We start from the raw sequence: 13,439 nt of genomic DNA, 5'->3' as shown, positions 1-13,439 counted from the left end.
AATGAGTTTTAGAATAGTTTATCTTTTTTTGATTCTTGCTGTTATAAGTTTTTCTTGTAAAAGCAATGAAACTTCTAAAAAACAAGAGCCAACTACGATTTCAAACACACAACCTAATATTGTGGTGTTGCTGTGCGACGATTTAGGTTATGGTGATTTGTCATCATTCGGTCATCCCATCATCAAAACACCAAATCTAGATAAATTGGCAGTAACAGGAATTAAGCTTTCCAATTTTTATTCTACAGCGCCAGTGTGTTCACCTTCTCGCGCAGGATTGCTTACTGGTAGAAGTCCGAATAAAGCCGGTATTTATGACTTTATTCCCGGATTAAAAAAGAGTGAAGATAATAGAGATTTGGTACATCTTCAAGCACACGAAGCAACCATTCCCGCTATATTAAAATCGGTAGGTTATGCTACTTGTTTGGTTGGTAAATGGCACTGTTCGTCTAGATTTAATTCTGATAAGCAACCACAGCCTAATGATTTTGGTTTCGACCACTGGTTTGCAACACACAACAATGCAGCTCCAAGCCATAAAAACCCTAAAAACTTTGTGCGTAATGGCGAAGAAGTTGGTGAAATTGAAGGTTATAGCAGTCAAATTGTTGTTAATGAAGCCATGAATTGGTTGGATAAACAAGATAGACAAAAACCATTTTTTTTAGAAGTGACTTTTCACGAACCACACGAGCCTATTGCATCACCCGAAGATTTGGTGCAAAAATATTTGCCACTTTCAAAAAACAAAGAACAGGCGGAATACTTTGCCAATGTTGAAAATGTAGATATTGCTGTGGGGCGTTTATTGGAATATTTCAAAAAAAATAACATCACAAATACTTTAATCGTCTTCAGTTCAGATAATGGCCCCGAAACATTATTGCGCTATGGTGATAAAGCAAGACATTCATATGGTTCTCCGGGTGAATTACGAGGCATGAAACTTTGGACCAACGAAGCTGGTTTTAGAGTTCCGGGAATCATCAATTGGATTGGTAAAGAAACCTTTACGGGAACTTCAGATAAAGTGGTATCTGCTTTAGATTTTTTACCAACATTCGCAGAACTTTCAGGAGCTAAGTTACCAAATAGGAATTTGGATGGGGAATCATTCAAAGCACTTTTAAGTAATGGAGAATTCAACCGAAGCAAACCTTTAATTTGGGCGTTTTATGATGCTATTAACGATCATAAAGTCGCCATGCGAAAAGGCGATTGGAAAATTATGGCAAAAATTGAAGCTGATGGTAAAACGTTAGAAAATCTTCATAATTTATATGATGGCAATGAAGCTTTGGTAAAAAATGCAAAACTAACAGATTATGTGTTGTTTAATTTGAAGAACGACATCCACGAATCGGAAGATTTATCTTCAACAAAACCAGAGTTTTTTGAAGACATGAAACAACTGTTGAACGTAGAATACAAAAAATTATTGGACGAAACTCATATTTGGATTAGGGAAGAATAAACATATGTTAAAAGAAATTTCTTTATTGTTTTATTGTGTCAGTATCTTTTTTGTGAAAGACGTTGCTTCTCAGTTTATATTCCCTAATGGAATTAAAAGAGCACAACCAAGTTTAATTTCTTCTGAAGTGAGTAGAGATGAAATATTGTCTGAAACAGAAATATTTCATCCGTTAAAGTCTTCATGCATAGCATTTAGAACCAGTATTCTAAAATATATAAGTCAGTTTAAAAAAAACATTAACCATTTTTTAGGGTATTTAATTAATACAAAAATGATATAAAATGAATCTTAATTTATTTTAAAACTTATGAATAATAAAAAATATATCAACCTTTTGGGCTACTTGAAACATCACCATTTTGTAGCCATAGTTTCCTTTGCTACACTTTTGTTTTCCGCTTGCAGTTCAAAAAAAGTAGTGATAGAACGCAACATTAACTGGCCAGAATTTATGGCTCAACATGATTTAATATGGGAGGAAACGCCTTTACAATGGAATGAAGGGGCATTTACTGGAAACGGACAAGTAGGGATGATGATTTATGCTACTATGAAAGACAATCGTCTTGATTTTCATATGGGAAGACAAGATGTTACCGATCACCAAAAAGCGCCCAATAAAAAAACTTCTATGGGTACAAAAGGAGCCAATTTAATGGATTTCTCTCGTCATGATATTGGTCGTATGTACTTACGTCCTGCTGGTAAAATTTTGTCTATTAAAGTTCGTCAGCACTTATGGAACGCAGAAGTTAGAGGTACCATAATTACGGATTTAGGAGCGCTTACTTTTAAAGCGTTTACGCCTTACAATCGTATGTTAAATGTTGTTGAGGTAAATTCAACCGAAAAAAGAAATGGGGAATATGTAGATTATACTTGGGAATGGAAAGCAGGTAATCCTATTTCCCCACGAGTGCTTACAAATCCAGATAGATATAAAGATATTAAGTTAAATCCTAAGCCTGTGGTTTCTAAAAAGGAGGATATGAATGTTTGTGTACAACGTTTGAATGCGGGTGGCGATTATGCAACGGTTTGGAAAGAAGTAAAAAGTTCTGAATCTAAATCAACCATGTACCTTTCAACTGCTAATGAAATTCCAGGGAGTAATGTTTCAGAAAAAGTAGCTATGAAAACAGTTAAAGATGCTTTTGAGCTTCCTATTACTGATATAGAAAACCAGCATCAATCATGGTGGCACAAGTATTACCAAAAATCATTTTTATCCATTCCTGATGGGAGAATGGAATCGTTTTATTGGATTCAAATTTATAAAATGGGAGTTAGTTCAAGAGCTGATGGCCCTGCTTTAGATTTAAATGGCCCATTTTTAAAGGTTACTTCATGGCCAGGGTTATGGTGGAACTTAAATGTGCAATTAACGTATTGGCCCTTTAATACAAGTAACCACTTAGAAATTGCTAAAAATTTTATCACATTAATAGATAATCATGGAGATGGCATGCTAAAAAGTCATTTCAGCGGAAGAACCTTAGGAGATTATGCTTGGGCATTACATAATTACTGGCTGATTTATAGTTACAAAGGCGACTGGGAATCTATTCAAAAGAAATGGGTGCCTAAAGCTATGGAAGTGGCAAAGATTTATGAAAGTATGCAAGTTCGCAATGAAAACGGACAGATTGAATTAACTTCGATGGCTTCACCTGAATACAAAGGGTTTAAATCCTTTAAAAACACAAATTACAATTTAGCGCTTTTGCGTTGGCTTTTAAACACGTTAATAGAATCGAATGAAAGAGCAAACACCAATGCAGAACTTGTGGCTAAGTGGAAACAGACTTTAGAAGACCTAATCCCTTATCCCGTTGATGAGAATGGTTTGATGATTGGTAGTGACCAGCCAGTTGATATGTCGCACAGGCATTATTCACATCTATTAGCTTTATACCCTTTGTTTCAACTTGATCCTGATAGTCAAGAAGACGGTGATCTTGTAGATAAATCTGTAGTTCATTGGCATAAAATAGAAGAAGGTAATGGGCTTGTTGGATATTCCTATACTGGCGGAGCGTCTTTGTATGCCGCTCTACGCAGGGGAAATGATGCAAATGACATGCTACAACATTTTTTAACAAAACAGATAGGAACTGGACAAGCAAAATTGTTGCCAAATACATTTTACGTTGAGAATAATGGAAAAAACCCTGTAATTGAAACACCCTTGAGCGCAGCTTCTTCTGTAATGGAATTAGTATTACAGAGCTGGGGCGATAAAATTAGAGTATTTCCAGCTGTACCGGATGCTTGGAATGAAGCATCATTTGATAAACTAAGAGCACAAGGAGGATTTTTGGTTAGCGCCTCTAGAAATAACAGTAAAACGGATTGGGTATCTATAAAAAGTGAAGCAGGAGAACCTTGTATACTTAATGTTCCTGATTGGAATACTGCTACACAAGTTAGTGGTGGAGAGCAAGTGAAAATCACAAAAATAGCGGATGGTGAATTTGAAATAAATTTAAAAAAAGGGCAGGAAATCATTTTGGCTCAATCTGAAGATATAATACAACCTAAACTCAATCCTTTACAACATCACGCCACCGAAATTAATTTGTATGGGGTCAAGAAGGGAATGAATTATAATGAAGAAATGATCTATTCAGTACCTGAGTATGAATATTAAACTTACATTTCATGTATTTGTCATAAATGAGCAAGATTAAAGCTAACAGTGGTATACTGCGGAACGAATATAAAGAAAGAATCAATTAAAAAAACATAAATTAATCTAAAACAATAAATTAAATGAACTTATTTTTCAAAAAGTGTAGTATGGTATTTTTACTACTTATCGGTTTAGCTAGTTGCAAACAAATAGAAGTTATTAAATTATCTTCACCAGACGCTACTAAAAAAATTGTGTTTTTAGAGGGTGAAAACCAAAAAAACATCACGTTTTCTGTATATTATGATGGTCATCAAATTGTTCAAAACTCTGTTTTGGAATTGCTTTCTGACGAATTGGATTTTTCTGGAAAAGTATCTGTAGAAAAAATAGAAAATTCAACAGAAAATTCAAATTGGAACTCAAGATTTAACGAATTGAGTACTATTCCAAATCATTTTAACCAAACTAAAATATATTTAAAGCAAGGTGAAGTCAATCTAAATTTAATTGCTAGAGCTTATAATGAAGGTGTGGCTTTTTCTTATGAAATTCCAGAGCAAAATAATATCGGAGAAATAAGTCTAAGTGAAAATATTCATTATAATTTTTCAGATGATTATTCTGTTTGGTCTACGCCTAAAAGAGAGATAAAGGTGTTAACAGCGCAAGGAAAATATAGAAAAACTCCAATCTCAAGTTTAGAAGAAGGAGCTGAACGTCCTCTTTTAATAGAGATTAGCGATAGCATTAAAATAGCATTGGCAGAAGCCAAATTAGTAGATTATGCGAGGTTGAGCTTTAACAAAGGAACATCTTCAAAATACAGCATTGTATCTTCTCTTGATGGAAAAATGGGAGAGCAAAAGCAAGATACCATTACGGGTGCAGTTATTTCAGAACGTCTTAATGAGTCAAATTCAATTCATAAAAAATTGCCTTTTCAATCACCATGGCGAGTTGTTATGATGGGAAATAGTTATGGCGAATTGCTTGAGAACAATTACATCATTCAAAATTTAAACGATCCATCAGAAATTGAAGATGAATCTTGGATTACTCCGGGTAAGGTACTTCGTGAAACCACCTTAACCACCCAAGGCGGTTTTGCGGCCATCGATTTTGTAGCAAGCCATAACATGCAATATGTTCATTTTGATGCAGGCTGGTATGGTCCCGAAATGGATAATGCTTCTGATGCCACAACGGTTACGCTTGACCCTAAGCGTTCTAAAGGGCCTTTTGATATTGAAGCGATATGTAAATATGCCAAAGAAAAAGACGTAAAAGTTATGCTGTATATTAACCGTAGAGCTTTAGAGGGTAAAGTAGATGAGGTATTTCCTGTATTAAAAAAATGGGGTGTTTCTGGAGTAAAATATGGTTTTGTTCGTGTAGGCGACCAAGATGCTACCACCTGGATGCACGAGGCGGTTAAAAAGGCAGCAGAGTATAAACTGGTGATAGATATTCATGATGAATACCGCCCAACAGGTTTTTCAAGAACCTACCCTAACTTATTAACCCAAGAAGGGATTCGTGGCGACGAAGAAACCGTGCCAAACGAACATACGTTAATCACCATGTTTACCAGAATGTTGGCAGGAGCAGCCGATAACACCGTGTGCTATTACAATAAACGTGTAGAAACTATGGGCTCGCACGCCTCTCAATTAGCGAAAACGGTTTGTATTTTTAGTCCGCTTCAGTTTTTATATTGGTATGATAAAGCACCGGCAGCCCCAGTGAAAGACGATGCCCTTTGGGGTAATACCAATACTATTGGAAATGAACCAGAGTTGGAATTCTTCAACAATGTACCAACTACTTGGGATGAAACCAAAGTGCTTCAAGCTGAAATAGGAGAAATTGGCGTTATTGCCCGTAGAAAAGGAAACGATTGGTTTATTGGGTGTATCAATGGGAACACAGAACGTAATGTTGCGATAGACTTTTCGTTTTTAAATGAAAATTCAAACTATAAAGGAAAGGTATATACCGATGATGAGAGCGTAAATACTAGAACCAAAGTCAACATTGAAGAAAAAGAATTCAACACTAATTCAAAATTGAACTTAAATGTGAAAAGCAACAATGGTTTTGTTATTCACATAAAGAAAATTTAGAATAAAATAAAGTTGAAATAATATTATGAAGAAGAGATTCATTGTTTTAAAGTTAGTATCGGCAGTACTATTAATGGCAATGGTATCTTGTAGAATACAAGGTGTTGAGACTTTAAAAAAGAAACAGCCAACAGAGCGCCCTAATATTATTTTTATGATGTCTGATGATCATGCATACCAAGCCATTAGTGCGTATAGTGATCATTTGATACAAACCCCAAATATCGATCGTATCGCGAAAGAAGGCATCAAATTTACCAATGCCTGTGTGTCCAATTCCATTTGTGCACCTTCACGAGCTACCATTTTAACGGGTAAACATTGTCACATTCACGGAAAAGTAGATAATGTGTTTCCTTTTGATGAGTCTCAAACCACCTTTCCCCAGTTAATGCAACAAGCAGGTTATCAAACGGCTATGTTTGGAAAATTACATTTTGGGAACAATCCTAAAGGCATCGATGAATTTAAAATTTTACCGGGACAGGGAAGATATTACAATCCTATTTTCGATACCAACGACGGCCAAATTACGGCTGAAGGGTATGTTACCGATATTATCATGGACATGACTTTAGAGTGGCTGGAAAACAGACGAGATGAAAGCAAGCCGTTTATGTTGTTCTCCATGCAAAAAGCACCGCATAGAGAGTGGTTGCCAGCCCCGCGTCATTTCAAGGAATACACCAAAAAAACCTTCAAAGAGCCTGAAACCTTGTTCGATAATTACGAAGGTAGAGGTACTGCCGCTAAAACCGCTGAAATGAATTTATTGCAGCACATGAATTGGGCTGGAGACTCTAAAATGTACCCAGAAATAATGGCAGAATTGGGTATTGAAGATAAATCTGGTTGGGATTTGGAAGCCTTTGAACGTGAGGTTGGTGCTATGAATGCCGAACAAAGAGCGGTTTGGGATTCGGTTTACGGCCCTATGATGGATGCATTCAAAAAAGAATATCCAAACATGAACGACACCGAGTTGATGAAATGGCGTTACCAACGTTACATGCAAGATTACCTAGGTTGTATTGCTTCTGTGGATGAAAATGTGGGACGTTTATTGGATTATTTAGATAAAACAGGATTAGATGAAAATACCATCATCATTTACACCTCCGATCAAGGCTTTTATTTAGGAGAACACGGATGGTTCGATAAGCGTTTTGTTTACGACGAATCATTCAAAACACCTTTATTAATCAAATGGCCAAATGTAATTAAGCCAGGAACTACCAATACCGAAATGGTTCAAAACTTAGACTTTGCACAAACTATTTTAGAAGCAGCACATATTATTCCACCTTCTGATATGCAAGGTGAAAGTTTAATCCCATTACTACTTGGCAACGATAAAGAATGGACGCGTGATGCAGTTTATTACCATTATTACGAGTACCCAGGAATTCATATGGTGAAAAGGCATTATGCCATCATTACCCAAGAGTATAAATTGGCACATTTTTATTATGATGTAGATGAGTGGGAACTATACGATCGTAAAAAAGACCCGCAAGAAATGAAGAATGTGATTAACGATCCTGCCTATGCCAAAGTGGTTGTAAAATTGAAAAAACAACTATCCGAAATGCGTAAACATTATGGAGATAGTTCAGAATTAGATCAAGAAATACTTAGAAAATATCTAGAGGCAAAAAACAATCCAGATATTGAAACAGTACCGCTTCATTAAAAAATAAAAATAGTCTAAACTTTATGAGCTTTACAAATAGAACCATTTTAATTATTACATTGTTTTTAGGAACAATTTTCAGTCATGCACAAAAGGCAGGGGAGCATCCTCGTTTATATGCGGCGCAGGAAGACAGGGCGCAATTGTTACAAAAAATTGAAAACGAAGATTGGGCAAAAGCATCATGGGATAAACTTTTAAATGATATTGATGTTCATGTAAACCGTCATGTCACCGACCCAGAATGGATAGTGTCTCGATTGGCCATGTATTGGAAAAAAGGCGAACATTACACCCAATGTTACATTAAAAATCAAAATTGGGATTACGGCGAAGGCAATGCCCCTGTACCCACCGTGCGCTTACCCGGCATGCGTACTTGGAATGATTATTTGAACGTACCATTAGAAGACAGAATTCCTTATAACGAATCGGGTGATATGCTAGGCATCAGTCGTTCCAGTGCCGATAAAACACCTGTTTTGATTCCGTACAAAAAAACGGGCCATATGATTCGACAGAACAATATAGAAATTCTAAAACTGGCCGAAAAAGCGGCATTTGCTTATTATATGACTCAAGATGAAAAGTATGCTAAATTTTCATCCGATATTTTATATACGTGGCTCATAGGAACTTATTATATGAAGCCACCATTAGATCCAGAAAAATCAACCAACGGACCTGGAGGTTACGAACCAGGGGGGATTATGGGCTATTACGATTATGAAGTGATTCATGACGACAGACAAATTCCAACCGCAATTGCCTACGATTTTTTATATGATTATTTGAACGCGCATCCGCATCAACATTTAAAAACCATCAACAAAAAACCAGTTGATATTGCAGGTGAAGTATTCAAACGTTTTATAGAAATAGGCTTGATAAGAGGTGGAAAAGTTGGAAACTGGAATGTAAATCGCTACAAAAACATTTTAAACAGCATGCTTGTTTTAGAATCCAACGATTTTTATGAAGACGGCAAAGGGCGCGACTATTATATTCCGTTTTACACCGAAAAGTCAGGCGATCATTATGCAGGTTTGCCCGTAATAATGGATTTCTATAACAAAGAAACTGGTTTATGGCCAGAATCGCCAGGGTATGCTTCTGGCATGATTCCTACCGTTTTGGATATGGGCGTTGTTTTGTATAAAGCTGGTGTGAATACCTTAGCGGGAAATCCCATAATTTCCAAAGCAGCCATGGCCAATTTGGGTTGGTTGGATGCGCGAGGTAATTTGGTTGTTTTTGGAGATATGCGAGGTGGTCCTTCAAATATTTCAGCTTTTGAGTCCTTATTAACCTATGCAACTTGGGAAGGTGATACGGAAACAGCAAAAGCGATGGCCACCGTTATTCGTAAAAACATAGCGGCAGGTCAGTATGATAGAAGTAAGTCCGATTGGCAAGGGATTGTTTTCAATCAGCTATTACCAGATTCAGGAAGTGATTTGCCATTTCATAAGGCAGCCTATTCAGAGTTTCATAGACATTTGATTATGAAGAATGGCAACGACGAAGACAACGGATTGATGTTTACTTTATACGGCGGAAAGGGCAAATCGCATTTAACAGCAAACGGACTAGCCATGCAATTTTACGGCAAAGGTTGGGCGTTGGCACCAGATGCTTCGGCGTATGAGTCGTATTGGTCTGAAGATGCAGGGTATCACCGAGGTATTATGAGCTCTAATACCATTGTGCCAGGGTATAAAGAAGGAGACATCACCATCAATGCGATGGATCCTAAAACCGATGAAGGTGCTTTTTATAATAGCACAGAAACGTCAAACTATTGTTCGTTTGCAGATGTGTCTGCTGATGAAAAACGCCGTTTGGTAGCTATGATACGAACTTCTGAAACCACTGGCTATTATGTTGACATTTTCAGATCAGATCAAAATAATAACGATTATATTCATCATAATTTAGGAAATGCAGTCACGCTTAAAAATGCATCAAATGAATCTTTAAGTTTGAAGGAAACAAACGATTTAGGCGTGAAATATGATAAGTTTTATGCGTTCTTCAAAAACCAAAGAAAAGTAAATCATACCAACGATTTTAATGCCACTTGGACTATAAACACTATTTCTCCAGCCTTGATAACCGATATGTGGATGATGGGGCAAGCCAACAGACAATTGTTTGTGGTAGATGCGCCGCCAACAACTTTACGTGATGATGTTTCTCCGGGTCAAGTGAATAAAAGTCCAGAAACTACGCCAACTTTAATTGTGCGTCAAAATGGAATTAATGGCAAAGCGCATCCGTTTGTGTCTGTTTTTGAAGCATACGAAACTGGTGAAAAAGCCATTCAAGACATTTCAAAACTTCAAACTTCAGATAACTTCACAAGTATAGCGGTAACTTCAAAGAATAGCAAGCAATATATCTGCAATGCTATTGATACTAAGGTTTATGAACCTATAAAAGATTTGAAATTCCAAGGCATTTTCGGTGTTGCTTCAGAAGAACATGGCAACTTTCAATATTTATATTTAGGAAAAGGAAAGCTGCTTCAAAAAGGAAACTATAAAATTGAAGCTGTAAACGAAGCGGTTTCAGCAGAGTTAAAAATAGAAAATGGAAGCTATTATTATTCGGCAGATAAACCTGTGTTGATTCAATTAAACAAAGGAAAATCAAAGGAATATCCGGCTGGTTATCATATAAAAATTCAATAATTAGTTAGATGATTATAAAAATGAAACAATTTTTGGTTGCTTTAGCAATGACTTTGTTCATGTGCCCGATGGTATCGTTTGCACAAGAATTGGGGCACCCTAGAATTTATACCACCAATGCCGCTAAAACCAAATTTTTAGAGAGCATTCAAACTACCGAATGGAAGAAAAATTTAGTAGACAAGAAAATTGAAAACCTAGAAAAGTATCTGGCGTATTGTGAAAAAGACCCAAAATGGTTGGTATCCCGTTTACAAATGAATTGGAAAACCAAGCACAGCAAAGTGTTTTTAAAAGGCGGCAATTTTTCGCATTCCGAAGGAAAAGCACCTGTGCCAACGGTTCGTTTTTCGGGTACACGCGATTGGGCTTCCGATTATAAACGTCCGAAACTTGAAGATGTGGAGCCTTATTTTGACGACCCAAGAGGTTTCTTTTTAGAAAATAAAGAAGGGATTAAAGAATGGGTGCATCCATCCAAAATAGGTTTCACCATCGAAAAAATCAATGAACAAATTATAGGATTGCTAGAAGATGCTGCCTTTTTGTATTGGGTAACGGGCGATGAAAAATATGCTGCATTTGCAAAGCCTGTTTTCGAAACATATATGGAAGGCATGTATTATAGAGATGCCCCAATCGATTTGGAAAACGGTACCCAACAGCGTGTTTCCGGTTTAGCAACTTTTGAGGTGATTCATGAAGGCATCCTTAAAGGGTTGGCAACTACCTACGATTTTTTATATGACTATTTCAAAAAAGAAAAAGTAAACATAGCACACAGCGATGCGGTATTTCAAAAATGGGGCGACCAAATAATTGTAAACGGAATCCCTGATAATAACTGGAACTTATTTCAAGCACGTTTTTTAACCTATGTTGCCTTGGTTTTAGATACCGATAAAGCGTATAGAAACGGAAAAGGGCGCGAGTATTTCTTAAAATATACCTTTGATACTTCTACCGAAAGACAGTTATCGATTGATGAATCTTTATTGGTTTACGACCAAGAAACGGGCATGTGGCCAGAGTGTGCCACTTATTCGGTGCACGTCATTGCAAGTTTGCTCGATATTTTCACTTTGTTGGATCACTTTACGAATAAAAACGAGTTGTCTAACTATCCTATTATAGAAAAAGCGGCTTTGGCTTCGTTTCAATATCTATTTCCTAGCGGGTATATGGTTGGTTTTGGGGACTCTTCACACAAACCGCTTCCGCCAGAAAATTTTGAATTGTTAATTTCAAACTATAGAAAATATAACAACACAGAAAAGGAAGCTATTATTTCTGGTTTGCTAAACGATATGATTGCAAAGGGCGAATACAAACGAAAAGCAGATGGTTTGTTCGAACTGTTTTTTTATGTAGATGATTTAAAAGAGTCCAATGAAGCTCAAGATGGCTTAAGTAAATTAACGTCGCCTACATTTTATGCCTCCAACGTGAGTATGTTTAATCAGCGATTGGGGAAAGGAAACGATGCGATGATGGTTTCTTTGGCGGGTTCATACGGCAACCATTCGCATGTAAATGGTATTTCAATGGAGTTGTTCGCCAACAACTATGTGTTGGGGCCAGACATGGGTAAAGGCCCAAGTTATTGGCATACCGACCATCGCGATTTCTATTCCAGATTTCCTGCCCACAATACGGTTGTGGTAGATGGAAAATCCGATTACAATGCCATGCGAGGTTACCACCCATTTGCATTAGACAATCATTTTCCAAAAGCGGGAACAATACCTCAATTTGATAAACTGACATTTTCAAAAGTGTCCTTTTTCGAACCTGCAACACAGGCAAATCAACAACGTTTTACTGCTATTGTAAAAGGAAAAAATTCTAAAGGGTATATTGTTGATGTATTCCGATCAAAAAAACAAAAAGAAGGTAAACAAAGACACGATTATATTTACCGTAATTTAGGGCAATCGTTAGAACTTTTAGATGCGAAAACACCTTTAAATGTAACAGAAACCACCGATTTTGGAAGCAAACAAGGCGATTTAAAAGCTTACAATTATTTAACCAACAAAAAGAAGGTAGAAACTTCTAAAGATGTTCAAGCACTTTTTAGGTTGAAAAGTAAAAATGAAGCAGACAACATCATGAAAGTTTGGGTAAAAGGAAGTGAGCAGCAAAGTATTTATACGGCTTTATCGCCAAAATCCAATGCCATAACCAAAGGATCGGCACCAGCTGAGGTAGTGGATAACCCTATGGAAACTCTAATTGTAAAAAGGGAGGAGGCTGCTTGGGAGAATCCGTTTGCTATGGTTTTTAATCCGTATATTGATGGGGAAGAAAACCCTGTTTCAAACGTAACGTTTTCAACATTTAAAGAAAATCCAAGTACCCAAGTTGTTGAGGTGTTGTTGAGTGATAATAAAACAACTGATAAAATCATTTTAAATTCAAATGAAGGTGATATCATTAAAACCGATAATTTGTACCAACAAGGAGTTGTATCTATCACTCGAAAAGCTAAAGGTAGTAATGCCATAGATTATGTGTTTCTTTCAGGTATCTATAATTACCAGCAAGATGGCTGGAGTATTGTGGCTTCAGGGAAACCTGTAACCCTATCCATAGAACGTTCAAAAAATACCTTTGTAATTGAAAGCGATGCGCCTGTTGTAATACGTGCGCCGTTTTTAGATGGGAAAAAATCGGCCGAATTACAGGTTTATGAAAATGGTAAGTTAATTGCTGCCAGACAAGGACAAATTAACAGGTCAAACCCAGAACAATTGGAATTTAGATTAATGAAGGCCCGCAGTAAAGTAGTCATAGTATATTAATTGAAGATATA

At 36.6% G+C, this 13,439-nt stretch carries 6 protein-coding genes; all 6 read left to right on the top strand.

Annotated features, from left to right (window positions below; all coding sequences use genetic code 11):
* The first annotated feature begins 1 nt into the window (after position 1).
* The 6 genes from J8H85_RS08515 (at position 2) to J8H85_RS08490 (ending at position 13,428) form a co-directional block, all read left to right on the top strand.
* Entirely contained in the window at positions 2–1,477 is a 1,476-nt protein-coding gene (locus J8H85_RS08515) for a sulfatase-like hydrolase/transferase (RefSeq protein ID WP_209654562.1), read from the top strand.
* Positions 1,478–1,787: 310 nt separating this feature from the next.
* The gene (locus J8H85_RS08510; protein ID WP_209654560.1) at positions 1,788–4,130 is read left to right on the top strand and encodes a glycosyl hydrolase family 95 catalytic domain-containing protein; all 2,343 of its coding nucleotides are present in this window, start codon (positions 1,788–1,790) and stop codon (positions 4,128–4,130) included.
* A 149-nt stretch (positions 4,131–4,279) separates the two neighbouring features.
* Positions 4,280–6,238 (top strand): glycoside hydrolase family 97 protein, encoded by a 1,959-nt coding sequence (locus J8H85_RS08505; RefSeq protein WP_209654558.1) that lies wholly within the window; start codon positions 4,280–4,282, stop codon positions 6,236–6,238.
* 25 nt (positions 6,239–6,263) lie between these two features.
* Positions 6,264–7,931 (top strand): sulfatase family protein, encoded by a 1,668-nt coding sequence (locus J8H85_RS08500; RefSeq protein WP_209654556.1) that lies wholly within the window; start codon positions 6,264–6,266, stop codon positions 7,929–7,931.
* A gap of 23 nt (positions 7,932–7,954) precedes the next feature.
* The gene (locus tag J8H85_RS08495) at positions 7,955–10,624 is read left to right on the top strand and encodes a hypothetical protein (RefSeq protein ID WP_209654554.1); all 2,670 of its coding nucleotides are present in this window, start codon (positions 7,955–7,957) and stop codon (positions 10,622–10,624) included.
* Positions 10,625–10,644: 20 nt separating this feature from the next.
* Entirely contained in the window at positions 10,645–13,428 is a 2,784-nt protein-coding gene (locus tag J8H85_RS08490; RefSeq protein WP_209654552.1) for a heparinase II/III domain-containing protein, read from the top strand.
* Positions 13,429–13,439: the final 11 nt, after the last annotated feature.

This window comes from Mariniflexile gromovii, assembly GCF_017814435.1.
GTDB classification, from domain to species: Bacteria; Bacteroidota; Bacteroidia; order Flavobacteriales; family Flavobacteriaceae; genus Mariniflexile; species Mariniflexile gromovii.
This window is presented reverse-complemented; position numbering and strand designations above follow the sequence as displayed.

What these genes read in the sequence shown, in the direction of transcription:
- J8H85_RS08515 (WP_209654562.1), top strand. Translation starts at nt 2, where the DNA reads ATGAGTTTTAGAATAGTTTATCTTTTTTTGATTCTTGCTGTTATAAGT.
- J8H85_RS08510 (WP_209654560.1), top strand. Translation starts at nt 1,788, where the DNA reads ATGAATAATAAAAAATATATCAACCTTTTGGGCTACTTGAAACATCAC.
- J8H85_RS08505 (WP_209654558.1), top strand. Translation starts at nt 4,280, where the DNA reads ATGGTATTTTTACTACTTATCGGTTTAGCTAGTTGCAAACAAATAGAA.
- J8H85_RS08500 (WP_209654556.1), top strand. Translation starts at nt 6,264, where the DNA reads ATGAAGAAGAGATTCATTGTTTTAAAGTTAGTATCGGCAGTACTATTA.
- J8H85_RS08495 (WP_209654554.1), top strand. Translation starts at nt 7,955, where the DNA reads ATGAGCTTTACAAATAGAACCATTTTAATTATTACATTGTTTTTAGGA.
- J8H85_RS08490 (WP_209654552.1), top strand. Translation starts at nt 10,645, where the DNA reads ATGAAACAATTTTTGGTTGCTTTAGCAATGACTTTGTTCATGTGCCCG.